At 41.9% G+C, this 17,579-nt stretch carries 10 protein-coding genes; 7 read left to right on the plus strand and 3 right to left on the minus strand.

Annotation, left to right across the window (positions count from 1 at the left end; all coding sequences use genetic code 11):
- Positions 1–10: 10 nt before the first annotated feature.
- A complete protein-coding gene (locus tag FXV77_RS13320; protein WP_148919727.1) occupies positions 11–3,097 on the minus strand; it encodes a SusC/RagA family TonB-linked outer membrane protein in 3,087 nt (1,028 codons plus the stop codon).
- A 332-nt stretch (positions 3,098–3,429) separates the two neighbouring features.
- Here FXV77_RS13320 and FXV77_RS13325 point away from each other — a divergent pair, with 332 nt between their 5' ends.
- The 3 genes from FXV77_RS13325 (at position 3,430) to FXV77_RS13335 (ending at position 9,666) form a co-directional block, all read left to right on the plus strand.
- Entirely contained in the window at positions 3,430–6,543 is a 3,114-nt protein-coding gene (locus FXV77_RS13325) for a SusC/RagA family TonB-linked outer membrane protein (protein ID WP_148919728.1), read from the plus strand.
- Between the two features lie 29 nt (positions 6,544–6,572).
- On the plus strand, positions 6,573–8,066 hold the full coding sequence (locus FXV77_RS13330; RefSeq protein WP_148919729.1) for a RagB/SusD family nutrient uptake outer membrane protein: 1,494 nt from the start codon (positions 6,573–6,575) through the stop codon (positions 8,064–8,066).
- Between the two features lie 73 nt (positions 8,067–8,139).
- Positions 8,140–9,666, plus strand: a complete 1,527-nt coding sequence (locus tag FXV77_RS13335; RefSeq protein ID WP_148919730.1) for an IS1182 family transposase — start codon at positions 8,140–8,142, stop codon at positions 9,664–9,666.
- Positions 9,667–9,829: 163 nt separating this feature from the next.
- Here FXV77_RS13335 and FXV77_RS13340 read toward each other — a convergent pair whose 3' ends face one another.
- Positions 9,830–10,501 carry a tetratricopeptide repeat protein gene (locus FXV77_RS13340; protein WP_148919731.1) on the minus strand — a complete coding sequence of 224 codons (672 nt, stop codon included), beginning with the start codon at positions 10,499–10,501 and terminating at the stop codon, positions 9,830–9,832.
- A 289-nt stretch (positions 10,502–10,790) separates the two neighbouring features.
- Here FXV77_RS13340 and lon point away from each other — a divergent pair, with 289 nt between their 5' ends.
- Positions 10,791–13,250 (plus strand): endopeptidase La, encoded by a 2,460-nt coding sequence (lon, locus tag FXV77_RS13345; protein WP_148919732.1) that lies wholly within the window; start codon positions 10,791–10,793, stop codon positions 13,248–13,250.
- A gap of 68 nt (positions 13,251–13,318) precedes the next feature.
- On the plus strand, positions 13,319–13,810 hold the full coding sequence (gene rnhA / locus FXV77_RS13350) for a ribonuclease HI (protein ID WP_148919733.1): 492 nt from the start codon (positions 13,319–13,321) through the stop codon (positions 13,808–13,810).
- Positions 13,811–13,864: 54 nt separating this feature from the next.
- Here the strand turns inward: rnhA and FXV77_RS13355 are convergent, their stop codons facing one another.
- On the minus strand, positions 13,865–14,599 hold the full coding sequence (locus FXV77_RS13355) for an SIMPL domain-containing protein (protein ID WP_148919734.1): 735 nt from the start codon (positions 14,597–14,599) through the stop codon (positions 13,865–13,867).
- Positions 14,600–14,711: 112 nt separating this feature from the next.
- Between FXV77_RS13355 and FXV77_RS13360 the strand changes: the two genes are divergently transcribed.
- Positions 14,712–16,874, plus strand: coding sequence for an alpha/beta hydrolase (locus tag FXV77_RS13360; protein ID WP_246162463.1), 2,163 nt, complete (start codon positions 14,712–14,714; stop codon positions 16,872–16,874).
- 8 nt (positions 16,875–16,882) lie between these two features.
- On the plus strand, positions 16,883–17,455 hold the full coding sequence (locus FXV77_RS22460; protein ID WP_246162464.1) for an alpha/beta hydrolase family protein: 573 nt from the start codon (positions 16,883–16,885) through the stop codon (positions 17,453–17,455).
- Positions 17,456–17,579: the final 124 nt, after the last annotated feature.

A 17,579-nucleotide genomic window follows, 5' to 3' on the forward strand; every position in this document is an offset into this window, starting at 1 on the left:
TTTCGTTTAATTAAAATCTAACATTTACACCAAGTTGATACGTCACATTACTTGGTCCATTTCCATCGCTTAGTGCTGTTGTGGCGTATTCTGGATCCCATCCTTCATATTTTGTAAACACAAAAGGATTCAAAATATTGGCATAAATACGCATCGACGACATTTTCCATTTCGAAACAATTTCATTAGGCAATGTATATCCCATGACAATGTTGCGAATCTTGACAAAAGATGCGTCGGTATAACGTCCATTGTTACCGTAATAAGGCCCGACATTCTGTGGGTGTGGGTATTTAGCATTCTCATTTCCCGCTCCACTATCGCCCCATACGGCTTGTGGGCTTCCATCAGCGTGCGTTCCCCAATCATTCCAATCGTAACGTGGAAGACCTGGCGGGATATAATAATCATAGTTGATTTTCGGCCGTCCACGTTGTGTATTCTGTGGACCAAATTCTTCCAAAAAGCTATCTGCAACAAATACACCTTGCCGTGTGTACAGGTTAACGGACAAATCCAGGTTCTTGTAACGCAGATTAGATGTCACACTTCCGATCCAGTCTGGATAAGGTGAACCTAAGATTACCCGATCTGCGGGCGTAATCTGGCCGTTGCCGTCGGTGTCTGCTGCCATGGCTTGACCAGGTTGCTGTCCCAAAAGAGCAGCTTCTTCCAGTTGGTCCATTCGCCATAATCCTGTGACCCGATAGTCATAGATGACCTCTATTGGTTGCCCGATAAAACGAGCTTCTCCAACCACATCTTCTTTCTTCCCATATAAACTACGGATTGCATTCTTATTATGAGAGAACATAAAGGAGGTTGACCATTCCCAGTCATGATGGCTGATATTCGTCGTATGCAGTCCTACTTCCACGCCACGATTGCTGACCGAACCAATGTTATCCATCATCCAGGGCACCCCAGATTCGACAGTCAATATACGTTGCATCAACAAACCATCCGAAAGCTTATCATAAAATTCGACGTTACCGCGTACACGATGATTAAATAGACTAAAATCTACTCCAACGTTTAACTCCCTGGTTTTTTCCCAAGTGATGACCGGATTGATAGGCGGACCCGACATAAAACCTCTAACAGGATCACCATTAAAGTCATACCAAATAACCGTATTTGTTTGTGGAGTCAATTGTGAACCAAATGCATCAATACCATTGTTGTTTCCTGAGAAGCCAAAACTTGTCCGTAGTTTCAAATCGTTGACAAACGAGGCATCTCGCATAAAACCTTCTTCGGAAATCCGCCAAGCGGCAGCCATCGACGGAAATGCTGCCCATTTGTTCCGTAATTTGGAACTACCATCGTAACGAACCGTACCCGTTAACAAGTATCGCCCCTTAAAATCATAGTTTGCACGGGCTGCAAAGGAAAGTAAACTGGTTTCTGCGTATGATGTCCCGGATTGGTTTGGTGAGAACGCACCGCTAAACAAATTGTACCACCACGATGGATAGGGTAAGTTATTCGCTCCTGCCTGAATACCTTCAACTCTCGTTTTATAAGCACTTTGAATCAAAGAGACATCCAATTTATGGTCATTGCCGAAAAACGTATTGTAATTTACCACGTTATCCCATGTCCATTCAAGACCTTCCACGTTATTTTGAAAAGCCACATCTTGGTTTCGCTGTCCAGGCACAACACCATAATACGTACCGGTACGGGTCCGGTTGAATCGCGGCATAAAGGTACTGCGGATCGATAAATTTTCCATCGGACGCAATTCCGCAAAAATATTCGATAATATATCATATTGACGGATTTCCTCGGTACCACTATTGATTTCGTTCAGCGGGTTCGGCGAACTAGTAAAATTTCCGTCACCTTGGATAGCTTCTGCGATGCCCGGTTGTGCAATCAGATTTCCATTATCATCATGGGCATACAATATAGAAGGCATTCTCAAAATATCCCGGTAGCCATGCTCACTTCCCGAGTTATTAATGCCATGTACAAAATTGATGCTCGCGCCCGTACTAAAATAATCAGACGTTTTGTGTTCCACCGAAAGTTTCAATGTGTATCGATTCAGATCCTCTTTCAGAAAGTTACCAACTTCCTGCTGATAACCCACGCCCAAATTATAGGTCAATTTGTCGGACGCACCTGCAATACCCAAATAATGATTTTGTTGCTGTCCGGTTCTTGTTCCCAAGCCTAACCAATCTTCATACTGCTCGTTGTATAGACGGGATTCTAATAACGGACTGTTTTGCAAGATAGCATTAGGTGTTTCCAGTGCGTATCGATTATTCGCATAGGTATAGAATGCTGAGGTACGAAAATCGACCCACTCCCGACCATTCATAAAGTTTGGGATTCTCGCCAGTTGCCGCACACCATAATAACCATCGTATGTCACCGTCGTACGTGTCTCTCCCGGTCTTCCGGCATTCTTGGTTTTCACGATAACAACACCATTAGAACCTCTTGAACCATAAATGGCTGTGGAAGATGCATCTTTTAACACATCGATCTGCTCAATATCTGCCGGATTTAAAAAATCGATATTGCCAGTAGCAATACCGTCGACTATATACAATGGACTACCGCCCTGCATCGAATTTTGTCCTCTAATCTGGATATTAAATGTTCTTCCCGGGCGGGTGGATGTATTACTGATGTCGACGCCCGGAACGGTACCTTGCAATGCTTCCATTGCAGAGGTTGTGCCGCGCTCTTGCAGCTCCTTTCCTCCAACAGATCCTACGGCTCCGGTAAGATCTGCTTTACGAACCGTTCCATAACCCACCGCTACGACTTCATCCAATTCCAGGGCTTCGTCGACGATCAAGACTACATCCAATGCTGAAGCCGTTCCGATAGGTACGGTCTTCGATTTGTAGCCCATAAGGTCGACCACTAGAGCATGCTCCCCTTCTTGTGGAATAGGTAGTGTAAAAGCGCCATCGGCATCCGTACTCGCGCCTATCGTTGATTCTACTAGCCGAACGCTTGCACCAGCCAACGGAATCCCGTCTTCATCCTTTACTATCCCAGTAATCTCCCGGGTTTGCCCGAAAGTATACACGCCGGAAAGAAGGGCAAAAAATAAAATTATGAACTTCCTCATAGATGATTTGTGTAAAAGTTTATTATTATATGTTTATTTAACTTGGCTCGCTATTTGCCCCTCTCGGAAAAAAGAAAGATAAACAACCAGATTTATATTATTAGCTTGATGAAGATAGCTATCTCGATAATAATTCTCGAATCAATCACATGTTAAAAAAACGCAAACGTTGCCGGCAACGTTGCCATTCCATTTTCAAATAAAGATTTCGTAACAACAGGTTTATCACTACGATGTGGCCTAAAAAATATTTGCATAGGAAACTTCAAATAAAATCTACTAAGTCTATATATATTATTATATTTGCACCTTTAATTCTAAATGCCGCACTTATGTCTAAAATTACTACATGCTTTTATGCTTACCTGACACTTGTCTTCCTATGGGGTCCCTCCTTATATGTCAGCGCGCAAACACGCACTATACAAGGGACAGTTAAAGACGCCTTTACTGGAGGACCTCTAGTAGGCGTAAGCGTTCAGGTATCTGGTCAACTGAACAGTACCTCCACCCAAGGAGATGGACGTTATAGCCTAGAAGTCGACGAGTCCGCCGTTGAACTGATATTTTCATATCTAGGCTATGACACACAACGTATCCAGCTCACTTCTTCCACGATTGACGTATCCATGGAAGTATCAAGCAAGGATCTCGATGAAGTCGTGGTCGTAGCTTATGGCACATCGCGAAGAGGAAATATCACAGGATCCGTTAGCACGATTAACAACAAGCAGCTTGAAAACCGACAGGTTTCTGACATCTCAAAAGCTTTTGAAGGACAGGTTCCAGGACTACAATCCGTAGCTTCTTCCGGACAGCCCGGTACGGGAGCTACTATTCGGATCCGTGGAATCGGCTCCATTAATGCTTCGGCCGATCCGCTCTATGTAGTTGATGGCAGTCCGTATATGGGTGATATCAATGCCATCAATCCGAATGATATCCAATCAATCAGCGTATTAAAAGACGCAGCCTCTAGTGCACTCTATGGCTCAAGAGGTGCAAATGGTGTCATTATTATTACGACGAAAAATGGGCAAGCAGGTGAAAAAGCTGCTATTAACGTCAACTTTACCCAAGGCGCGACAAGTCGAGCAGTAAAAGATTACGAACAGGTCACAACGGACGAATATTTCACGCTGTATTGGGAAGCACTTCGTAATAAAAACCTCTCCAGCAACCTCACTCCGGAACAGGCTGCCAGAAATGCCAGTAGTAACCTACTCACCGATTTAAATATTAACCCGTATGGACCAGATTATCCCCAGCCCATCGGGCCCGACGGCCAGTTAGTAGCTGGAGCGAAACCTTTATGGAACGACAACTGGGCCGATGTATTGCAACGTATAGGCAGCCGCACACAAGCTGATCTCAATTTGAGCGGGGGTGGTGAAAACCACAACTACTTTATCTCCGGTGGTTATCTAAATGAAAACGGAATCGCTATTGAATCTGGTTACCGACGCTATAACGTGCGTTCAAACATCGACGCGAAACTACGTCCTTGGCTGAATGCTGGGATTAACTTTGCCGGAAGTAGCTCACTCCAGAAATATCCGCAATCGGAAGATAGCAACACGGCAAACATTATTAATTTCTCCCGACTTGTGCCTTCTTTTTACCCTTATTATAAAAGAAATCCGGACGGTACTTACGATACAGATGCGTATGATAACAAAATTTGGGATTTTGGTGACTACCGTCCCAGTGGAGCTACACCAAACAACAATTTAGCGGCATCCCTCCCATTGGATAAAAACAATATTCTCCGAGAAAACGTTTCTACCCGGGCATACCTAGAAGCCATATTGCACCCAACGTTAAAATTTAGATCAACCTATAGTGTGGATTACATCAATTCCAATACCCACGATTATACGAATCCGATCTATGGCAATTCAGGCGAGCGCGGAGGAACCGTCTATAAATCTAATGTACGTACTGTAGCACAAACCTGGAACAACATCTTGACTTTCGACAAGCAATTTGAAGATCACCACCTTAATGTATTGGCGGGGCACGAATATTATGATTTCCACTCGGCCAACATTAGCGGAGATCGTGAACGTTTCGTTTTACCCGGGTTTTATGAACCTATTGCGGCATCACAACTGAATTCATTTACGGGATCGTCTTCCGATTATAGGTTATTGAGTTTTTTGGGTCGGGCGGAATATAATTATCTAAACCGCTATCATTTTTCAGCCTCTTTACGAACCGATGGTTCATCTCGATTTGCACCAGAAAGCCGATGGGGTACATTTTGGTCTGTGGGCGGATCGTGGAAAATCGCAGAAGAAAGCTTCTTCCAAGACCAAACACTTATCAACCAACTAACGTTACGTGCCAGCTATGGTGGCCAAGGAAATGATAATCTCGGCACTTACTATGCATATCAAGGTTTATATACGATAGCCAATAACTTAGGCCGGGGAGGTACGGTAACAGATCGCCTTCCTACACCGGATTTAAAATGGGAAACAAACCTCAATTTTAATCTCGGTTTGGATATCGCTATACTCCAAAATCGGATTTCGTTATCTGCAGAGTATTTTAACAGACAAAGTAAGGATCTGTTGTTTACAATGCCACTACCTCCATCATCAGGCTACATTGGATATGATGCAAACATCGGCTCCATGAAAAATACGGGTTTCGATATAGATTTGCGCACAATACCCGTTAGAACGGCGGATTTCCGGTGGAATTTAGACGTGAACTTCTCCCATTATCGCAACCAGATAACGGAGCTGCCCACGGAAAATAACGAGCCGCTAGATGCTGGAAATAAATTGTTGCGCATAGGCGGTTCCATTTATGATTTTTATATCCCCGAGTGGGCTGGCATAGATCCAGAAAACGGGAATCCATTATGGTACTTAGCCGATGATGACGGCAACAGAACCAACGAGACAACTTCGATCCATGGAGATGCGGGGCGTTTCATACAAGGCAGTTCGCTACCCAAACTCGTGGGTGGTATAAACAATAGTTTTTCCTATAAAAACATAGACTTTTCCGCATTACTAAGCTTTAGTATCGGCGGACAGGTTTTAGACAATGATTATCTAATGATTATGCATAATGGAAACACTCCTGGACGAGCTTGGAGCAAGGAAATCTTAAACCGTTGGACACCGGAAAATACGGAAACGGATGTACCGCGTTTGACCACAGATAATCTGAGTTGGACGTCTACTTCCACCCGCTTTCTTTACAGTGGAACATATGCCCGTGTCAAGAACGTAAGTATTGGTTACACGATCCCTCAATCCGTACTATCTCGCATAGGGATAGGTAGCTTGCGCGTCTTCGCTCTTGCAGAAAACCTATTTACTTTTTACGGGCACAAAGGGATGGATCCTGAGCAGACTGTAAATGGAGCAACCTATTATAGATATCCCGCTATACGTACTATTTCCGGCGGATTACAATTGGGACTATAAACGATATAAGAATAGTAAAACACAGAAAAATGAAATTAACACACCTATATATTGCAATCTTGACGGTATTGTCCTCCACTTCCTGCAGCGACATACTCGATACCGCTCCCACTGACGCGGTCGTAGATACCGAAATCTACAAATCAACCGAGAACATAGAAACGGTTATAGAAGGCACATGGCGATACCTGAATGACACCTATTTCACATTTGCCAATCCTGGTTATACAGCATTCATGCGAACCAGTGACGCGATGGGAAACGACGTCGCCGTTACCACTAAATATGGTTACCGGGATCCCTACACTTTTAGTGAGATGATTAATTCGACCGCTTATCGGGTGACTTCGCTCTGGAGGTTATTATATAAGGTCATTGACAACACAAACAATGTTATCCACAAAGTCGATGATGCCGAAGGCAGTGACGTGGACAAGGAGCTTTTAAAGGGACAAGCAAAAGCGCTGAGAGCATTCTGTTATCTCAATTTAGCTTCCTTCTACCAGTTCAGTTACCAAAAAGATAAAGATGCATTAACAGTACCTATTTATACTGAACCAACGACCCGGGAAACTAAAGGACAACCAAAAGCGAGTTTGGAAGATATCTACAGTCTAATCTTGAATGATCTTCATGATGCGTCCACGTTATTGGAAGATTACGAACGTCATAATAAGTACCGAATTGATAAGCATGTTGTGCACGGATTATTGGCTAGGGCTTATTTGAATATGGGACTATGGGAAGAAGCGGCCGAAGCAGCAGAGAACGCAAAAGAAGGCTATGACCTGATGACAGCTGACGCCTACGAGCAAGGATTTAATGATGTGGGAAATGCAGAATGGATTTGGGGGCACGTGCAAACAAGTGAACAGAATACCGCAAGCTATACATTTCATTACCTCGACGTTTCTTCATCTGGTTCTTATTATTTTAGTTTCATGGCCGACCCTTATTTTAAAGATTTATTTGATCCGCAAGATATCCGTTATCAGCTATTTGAGTGGGACGGCGAACCGGGAAGAGAGGGCTTTCTGAGGTATAAAAAATTCAAATTCAAATCTAATCTAATTGGCGATATCGTATACATGAGGTCTGCTGAAATGTGGTTAATTGCCGCCGAAGGTTATGCTCGTGCCGGACAAACAGCAAAAGCAATAGAAGCGCTCAATACCTTGAGAGCCGCAAGACAAGCTCCTCTTTATTCAACTGCTTCGGGCGTCTTGCTCGACGAAATACTTATCGAGCGCCGGAAAGAATTATGGGGAGAAGGTTTTTCCCTTTCGGACATTATCCGTACGCAGGGATCGGTTACACGAAAAGCATTTTTAAATACGGATGGCACCCCTATCCAAATCGAAGTCACTACACCTGACGGTGAAGTAAAAAAAGTGAACGGACAGGGACATCGCGTTGTTAATTTTCCAGATGGTAAGGCGTTCACGGCCAATAGCCGTTATTACATTTTTGCCATTCCGGACGAAGAAATCCGACGGAACCCCAATCTAAACAACAACGATTAATTCATAAAAAGAGACTGTCTCAAAAGTGAGGCAGTCTTTTTGTTTTTAGGCTCTATTTTGTTAACTTAAAGGCATGGGAGGCAAGGTAGTCTTTAAGGAATATGATCCTGACCAGTTGACGTTTTTACCGTATAAACTGGAGGAATTGGTACCGTCAGGTCATCCGGTACGTGTCGTTAAGCAGGTAGTTGATGCGGTAGATGTCAAACCGATCAACCGTAAGTACAAAGGCGGAGGCGCATCAAGTTTTCATCCCAAACTGATGCTTAAACTGCTGGTATATGGTTACCTGACCAATACCTATTCCTCACGTAAACTGGAAGAACAGGCGGCACAGAACGTTCACTTCATGTGGCTTTTGGGCATGAAAAAGCCGGACCATAATACCATCAACCGCTTTCGCAGTGAGAAACTGTCGGGTGTCTTAAAACAGATCTTCTCCCAGATCGTATTGTTATTACAACAAGAAGGCATCGTATCGTTGAAGGAAGCGGTTTTTACTGATGGGACAAAAATTGAATCGGCAGCAAACAAGTACACCTTTGTATGGGGCAAAAGCATTAAAAACAGCAGGGAAAAGATCAAAAGCCAATTGGACGAACTGTGGCATTATGCCCAGGGTATTGCCAAAGAGGAATTGAAAGATACTACCCCGCTGGAATACAGCGAGATCAACCCCGAAAAAGTAAAAGAAACGATCTCGAAGATCAATGCGGCACTGGATGATAAGGAAGAGGTAGATAAAAAAGTAAAGCAAAAGCTGAACTATGCAAAGAAGCACTGGCCGGAGAACCTGGCCCGTTACGATGAGCAGGAGAAGCTACTGGCAGGCCGTAACAGCTTTTCCAAGACCGATCCGGATGCTACGTTCATGCGGATGAAGGAAGATCATATGCTGAACGGACAGCTTAAACCGGCGTATAACCTGCAAATAACTACTCAGGAACAGTTCATTCTCAACTACACCCTACATCAAACCTCAACAGATTATCAGACCCTGCCCTCACACATCGACCAGTACGGATCTCTTTATAACCAATTACCAAAAGCGGTAGTCGCCGATGCCGGTTATGGCTCGGACCAGAACTATGCCGTATTGGAACAAAAAGGTATCGAAGCTTATATCAAATACAATACGTTTGATAAAGAACAAAAGGCAGGCATCAAAGCATTCAGTAATGACAGCCTGCATTACAATGAAGATGAAAACTACCTGGTTTGCCCAATGGGGCAGCGGATGCAGCACACGAGCACAGGGCAAAGGATAACCACATCAGCTTATCTTCAACTCATCAGCCGTTATCAGGCACAGAATTGCGAAGGTTGCCCGATGCGTGGCGTATGCCATAGCGCAGCAGGCAACCGGATCGTGGAAATCAACCACAGTCTTAGGAAGCATAAGCAATCAGCCAAAGACCGGCTAAATACCGAGCAGGGCATCAAATACCGAAAGCGAAGGCCAGCCGATGTGGAACCGGTATTCGCCCAACTGAAGCACAATCATGGTTTCAGACGGTTCCTGCTGAAAGGAATATCCAAAACCGAGGTCGAGATCGGTTTATTATCCATCGCACATAACCTCAGAAAGTGGAAAGCCTAAGGAAAAAGGCTTTGTTATCCGGCAAAAGACATTTGAATCAACACAAAAACCGAAAAGCCAAGCCGACACAGTCCGGCTTCACTAATAACTATCTAAATCGCTTTAAATAAAAAACCGCCTCACAATTGACTTATGAGACGGCCTCTTCATCACACAGCTATCGCTATTTTAAATTATCCCGATAAACTTTAGCTTTTTTTACTTCCGTTTGGATATCCTTGCGAGAAGCATCATAGCTAAGTACTTTCTCATAATCAACTACCGCTTTATTATAGGCGTCTGTCGCTTTTGTTTTATCATAGTTAGCTGCCCCTGTCGTACCTGTCAAAATACCGAGATCACGATATGCTATCGCCCTATTTTGGTATAGTTTCGCATCATTTGGTGTAATAGCTACAGCTTTGCTATAATCCTCGATAGCTGTTTTTAATAACTGTTCTTTTGCAGCATTATCTAGTTTACTTCCACTCGCAACCGCCAAATTACTGCTAGCCTTACCTTTATAATAATACGCAGACGTATGTTTAGGATCTAAAGAGATGACTTTCCTAAATGTTTCAATTGCCTTATTGTAATCTCCATTATGGAATTGAGAATATCCCAATAAATACTGTACATCTGGATCGTTTGCTTCTGAAGGAAGCGCTTTTTGCAGATGAGAAGCTGCCGACTTAAAATCGCCTTCCAATAACGCTTTCTGACCTAAGCGAACATTTGGATTACTATGCTGCGTTTGTTCCTGCGCCTGAACGGCTAATGTTAACAAAGCAAATGTAGCCGAAGCCACGCCTAACTTCAATGCTCTCCATGGGTTACTCAAAAATCTCCGTTTCATATAATTTATTTTATTCTGCTATTTTTATCAAACACTATTTCATTGGAATAAATCTCCGCTAAATAGTTTAACAACACAATGCGAAGTTATAAACATTTCCACATTTATTTATAAACAAGATGTCTTTGTCACCTCCCCTGTTCTGCCGATTTAACAGGTTTCCTTATTTATTAACATAAATGATACCAAATTTTAAAGTTGGCATTTCTCTTGCACATAGTGATTCCGTAATTACTATTTTAGAAATCAGCTAAAATTCTGACATATTGTCGGAAGAATACACATATATATGAATAAAAACGACACATTTGATATTAAACACGTATTTTCTGTCATAAATGAAGACACGGAGTTTTTTCCGTTGCTAAGTTCGCAGGATGAAGAAGAGATGACGAAAGCAGATATACCTGAAATATTACCTATACTCCCCTTACGCAACACCGTACTTTTTCCGGGTGTCGTCATCCCCATTACGGTGGGGCGCGATAAGTCTATTAAATTAGTAAAGGAAGCCTACAAAGGGGATCGTACCATTGGCGTAGTGTCTCAAAAAGACATGGATATTGAGGAGCCTACGTTAGATCAACTCCATAAAATCGGTACCGCAGCGAGCATTATTAAAATTTTGCAAATGCCCGATGGCAATACCACGGTTATCATCCAGGGTAAACAGCGGTTTAAGATAACAGATATGGTTGCCGCAGATCCCTATCTAAAAGCAAAAGTGGAACGTGTAGCGGAAGATAAGCCAAAGGTATCTAGCAGAGAATTTAAGGCATTAATCTCTTCTATCAAGGAGATGGCACTGCAAATCATCCAGCTTTCTCCAAACCTTCCCAGTGAGGCCGGTCTAGCCATAAAAAACATTGAGAGCCCCACGTTTCTCGTGAATTTCATTTCGTCGAACATGTCCCTGGAAATAGATCAAAAACAGGAACTTCTAGAGACAAAAGATTTTGTGAAACGAGCAAAAATCTTATTGGAACATCTCACGACCGAAATTCAAATGGTTGAACTAAAAAACCAGATTCAAAACAAAGTCCGGGTAGATCTAGACAAGCAACAACGAGATTATTTCTTGAACCAGCAACTTAAGACTATCCAAGAGGAACTTGGTGGTAACACACCGGATTTGGAAATGCAAGAACTGGAAAACCGTGCTAAAGCGAAGAAATGGCCGGCAGAAGTACATAAGCACTTCAATAAGGAGCTGGAAAAGCTCGGGCGTATCAATCCGGCTGCCGCGGATTATTCGGTTCAAATCAACTATTTAGAGTTATTGCTTGATTTACCCTGGGGGGAATACACGAAAGATAACTTCGATTTAAACAGAGCGATAAAAGTCCTTGATAAAGACCATTATGGATTGGAGAAAGTCAAACAACGCATAATTGAATATCTAGCGGTGTTGAAACTTAAAAATGATATGAAGGCCCCTATTCTTTGTTTGGTTGGCCCTCCGGGTGTCGGAAAAACATCACTGGGAAAATCAATAGCGAAGGCATTGGGACGAAAATATACACGTATGGCGCTAGGTGGTATCCGTGATGAGGCAGAAATCCGCGGACACCGAAAAACCTATATCGGCGCTATGCCTGGACGCATCATCCAATCGCTTAATAAGGCCGGCACATCGAATCCTGTTTTTGTTTTGGACGAAATAGACAAGTTAGGTGCAGATTTTAAAGGAGATCCATCATCTGCCTTATTGGAAGTATTAGACCCTGAGCAAAACACAAATTTTTATGATCACTATGTAGAAATGGAATACGACCTTTCTAAAGTCATGTTTATTGCTACAGCCAATTCATTGAATGGTATCCAGCCTGCTCTGTTGGATCGTATGGAAATTATTGAGGTAAACGGGTATACAATCGAGGAGAAAATAGAAATTGCTAAAAAACATCTTCTTCCGAAACAACTTCAACAACACGGACTGGCGAAAAAGGACGTTTCGCTAAACAATAAAGTGATTGAGAAAATCATCGAGGAATATACGCGCGAATCGGGCGTACGCGGTCTAGAAAAGAAAATTGGCTCTATCGTGCGCGGTGTGGCAACACGCATCGTCATGGAAAAGGAATATAATCCGAAAATAAATCCCGAAACGACAGAGGAAATCCTTGGCGCTCCACTATTTGACAAGGATCTGTATGAGGATAACGAGATAGCAGGAGTCGTTACAGGACTTGCCTGGACGGCCGTGGGGGGCGATATTCTATTTATAGAATCGAGTTTAAGCCCGGGAAAAGGAAAGCTGAGTCTAACCGGTAATCTTGGCGATGTGATGAAAGAATCCGCCGCAATTGCGATGGCATACCTAAGGTCCCATGCGGAAGAGTTTGGTATAGACTATAATGTATTTGACAAATGGGACGTCAACATTCACGTTCCTGCGGGTGCTACGCCAAAAGATGGTCCTTCTGCGGGTGTCACGATGCTAACTGCCTTAACTTCCCTTTTCACGCAGCGAAAAGTGAAAGAAAAACTCGCTATGACCGGCGAAATAACGTTACGCGGACGCGTACTTCCAGTTGGTGGTATACAGGAAAAAATTCTGGCTGCCAAGCGTGCTAATATTAAGGAAATCATATTGTGTAAAGCAAATGAAAAAGATGTTTTGGAAATTAAGGAAGACTATGTAAAAGATTTGAGCTTCCATTATATAACCAAAATGTCCGAAGTCATTGATATCGCTCTTTTAAAGCAGAAAGTTAAGAATCCAAAGGATTTGAATCGTACAAATTAATCTCATAAGCCCGCAAATTGCAAAGCGGGCTTTTTTATGTAAGAAGATATTCCTTATTTTTGAAATCAATGATTGAACTTTATACAGACGGGGCATCGAGCGGCAATCCAGGCCCCGGTGGTTATGGCACAATTTTAAGAACGGTTTATCAAGGTAGCAACCCCGTATTTCAAGGCAAGCTTATCGAAAAAGAATTTTCTGGTGGTTTCAGAAAAACGACCAACAATCGTATGGAGCTTTTAGCGGTAATAATAGGTTTAGAGGCTCTCAAAAACACCAATCAAAGAGTCACTATATATTCAGATTCCAAATATGTTATTGATGCTATCGAGAAAAAGTGGGTGTATGGCTGGATACAAAAAGGGTTTCAGGGTAAAAAGAATAAGGATCTTTGGATGCGACTGGTGAATCTATACAAACAACATCAAATTAAATTAGTTTGGGTGAAAGGTCATGCCGGACATCCATTGAATGAACGTTGTGATCAACTAGCCGTAAAAGCCTCAAAAGACAAAGCCAATTGGCAAGTCGACACAGTGTTTGAAGCTCTAGCCGATTAGTATTAGTGAATGCGCAAGCATTACCCCTATAGAAGAGAATGCTTGCGCCTATACTTATTTGGCTGTGTAACTCGCTTTTACCGTAATATTTGCTGTCTTATTTCGAGCGGTTGTATTAAATGCTCCTCCATACGAATATTCCTCGTTGTCATTCTGTCCCGTTATCTGGAAAATCCCCAAATCTGCTTTGATTAAATCGCCTAACGAGGAACCCGCTTCGGTAGCAATATTGGAAGCACGTTGTTTCGCATTTTCAGACGCTTGGGAAATCAATTCCAATTTTAGGTCTTCCAATTTCGAATAGTAATAGCTTGGAGAGTTTGAACTCAACTCGATGCCTTGTGAAATTAACGTCGAGATTTCCCGCGAAGCATTATCTACTTTATCTAAATCTTTTGATTCGATGCTCACGTTCTGTGATAGGTTATATCCAGTAAATGTATTATAACTATTTCCTTGTCCGTCTGAATGATAGGAAAATTCCCGGTTGATATTTACCGCGTTAAATACAATTTCTTTTGGATTAATCCCCTGTTGTTCCAGAAATTGACGTACCAAATCCCTGTCTTTTTTTAACTGTTCTGAGGCGGCGCTCAAATCCATTGATTTCCGATTGAAATATGCTGACCATTTTACAATATCCGATTCAAAATCCTTTTTGGCATTTCCGGTAACGTTTATCGTATTACTGATTCTGTACTTGTATTTATAAGCATTCGCCAACACCGCAGCAAAAATCACGATGGCCAAACCGCCTATGAGTGCTGCAATTATACTATTTGATTTCATATTTGTCTTTTTAATAAATGATATGGATGTTGTCCACCAATTTCCATGCCTAAATAAGTTGACTTTTTACTTTTTAATCCTTACTTTCAGCACGAATTAGTTAGTTTATCCCATGAAAGTCAATATAGCCCCTACATTAAGCATCTTATTACTCCTATCTACCGGATTATTTGCACAGAAACGCCCGTTAGATCATAGCGTTTATGATCATTGGAAAAGCATCAACAATACTGAAATTAGCAAAACAGGGCAATTCATACAATACGAAATTACGCCACAGGAAGGTGATGCCGTATTTGAACTCAAAAGTAAGGATAATGAGCTCCTTTTTACCTTACCCCGTGTTGCAGATGCAAAACTCACAAGGGATGAATCTTTTCTCATTGCTAGGATAAAGCCTACTTTCGAAGAAACAAGACAAGCAAAAATCAAAAAGAAAAAAATTTCGGATATGCCGAAAGATTCCTTAATTATTGTTAACATCCAACATAAAGATCAATGGAAGATTCCAGCGGTAAGCAGATATAAACTAGCACAGAACAAAAATGAGTATATTGCTTTTCTTGGTTCCGATTCCGTTTCGATCCTCCACGTAAGAAATCTTGTCACCGGAGATACGTTGAATTTCCAGAAGGTAGATCAATTTGTTTGGAGTCCAAATGAAGACTTCCTATTATTTTCGAAGAAAAATGAAGCTAAAGATTCTCTTTCAACGGATGCCGGCCTCTATATTTTTGATGTAGTTAACAAAAAAATAAAAAAAATCAGCAACGGTCAAGGCGACTATAAGGAACTACTTTTTGATGATAATGGAACACAACTTGCTTTTCTCGCGGATAAAACGCCTGAGAAATCTCTTCTCAAAGACTTTAAACTTTACTACTATACCCCACAACTCGACACCGCCCACGTCATTGCTAGCCAGCAAAGTGTTGGTGTGCCTTCACAATGGTACGTGAGTGGCGACGGCAAGCTGAAATTCAGCGCCGATGGGGAAAAGCTCTTTTTTGGATTGGCTCCGATTCCAAAAGTAAAAGACACCACATTAGTCGATTTTGAACACGCACAGGTAGACATCTGGCATTGGAAAGATGATTATATACAACCACAACAGCTTGTCAACATAAAACGGGATAAAAGTAGAAATTTCCTTTCGGTAATTTATCCGAAAAATGGTAATCGTATCGTGCCTCTTGTTGATGACACCTTCAATCGTACCAGTATTACGGACGAAGCGAATAACGAGTGGATATTGGCGTCATCCGATTTTGATAAGCGCATAGCCATACAATGGGAAGGTTTTGCCCCATCTGACATATATATTGCATCCACCCTATCCGGCCAAAAAAGAATGGTGAAGGAAAATCTAAATGGTTATACCTATTTATCGCCGAAAGGAGATTTTGTCCTCTATTTTAATCGTGAAACGGGGAATTGGCATAGCTATCAGATTTCTTCGGGGAGAACGATTTTGCTAAATGATGGTTTACCGGTTAATTTTGTTGATGAAGAAAATGATTCCCCCATCCTGCCCAGTCCTTATGGTATGGCCGGCTGGTCTACAGATGGCAAAGATGTTTACATCTATGATCGGTATGATATATGGAAATTTGATTTATCAGGGAAAGGAAAAGAACTGCTCACCAACGGTGAAGGCCGTGCCACCCAGACCATTTTCCGTTATATCGATTTAAACCAAAACGATAATCCACGATACCATACGACGATTATTCCGGACAAACAAGATATTTTTATTACAGGATTTAACGAAAACACTAAATATAATGGTATATATACCGTAAACACTTCGAAAAGCAGAAAACCGAATGAAATCTTTTCTGATGGATATACATTTCGGAGCTTTAAGCGTGCATCGGATGGAGAAACCATCATATATACGAAAGAGAATTATAATCATTCGCCCGATTTATATGTGAGCAAACAGTTCAAAAACGAAACCCGTCTGACTGATATTAATCCGCAACAGGAAACCTATAATTGGGGAACCGCGGAGCTAGTACACTGGACAACACCAGCCGGTTTTGCTGCCGAGGGTATTTTATATAAACCCGAAAACTTTGATCCGAACAAGAAATACCCCATTATCGCTTATTTCTATGAAAAGCTAAGCAATGGACTGTATACTTATCAAGCTCCTGCACCTACTCCCTCTCGATTGAATATACCTTATTATGTAAGTAACGAATATTTGGTGTTTGCACCGGATATACGTTATGAAATCGGATATCCAGGAAAACCGCAGAGGAATACGTAAATTCCGGTATGCGTTATTTGGCACAGAACCCTTGGGTAGACTCCACCAAAATGGCTATTCAAGGACAAAGCTGGGGTGGTTACCAAGTAGCGCATTTAATTACAAGAACGAATATGTATGCGGCAGCATGGAGTGGTGCGCCTGTGGTCAATATGACATCGGCATATGGAGGTATTCGTTGGCAGAGCGGCATGTCCAGACAATTCCAGTACGAACGAACACAATCACGTATTGGAAAAACATTGTGGGAGGATCGTGATCTCTATATAGAAAATTCGCCATTATTCTTTTTGGATCGTGTAACAACACCTGTTGCTATTATGCACAATGATCATGATGGGGCCGTACCTTGGTATCAAGGTATTGAGATGTTCACAGCCCTCCGGCGCTTGCAGAAACCGGTATGGCTGTTAAACTATAATGGAGACGAACACAACCTGATGAAAAGACAAAACCGAAAAGATATTCAAATTCGGCAAGCTCAATTCTTTGATCACTTCTTAAAGGGCAAACCTGCCGTCAGATGGATAGAACATGGCGTTCCAGCAAAAGACAAGGGAATAGACTGGGGATTTGATTAAAAACACATAAAAAACAAAAACAAAATGCAACTTCATTAAAAAAAGCCTCATTTTTCTAATTTCAAATCTAAAAAAACAATAAAATCATTATATTTTTTTCATTTTTTTATTGCATTTACAAAAA

Source organism: Sphingobacterium phlebotomi, assembly GCF_008180195.1.
In the GTDB taxonomy this organism is placed as follows: domain Bacteria; phylum Bacteroidota; class Bacteroidia; order Sphingobacteriales; family Sphingobacteriaceae; genus Sphingobacterium; species Sphingobacterium phlebotomi.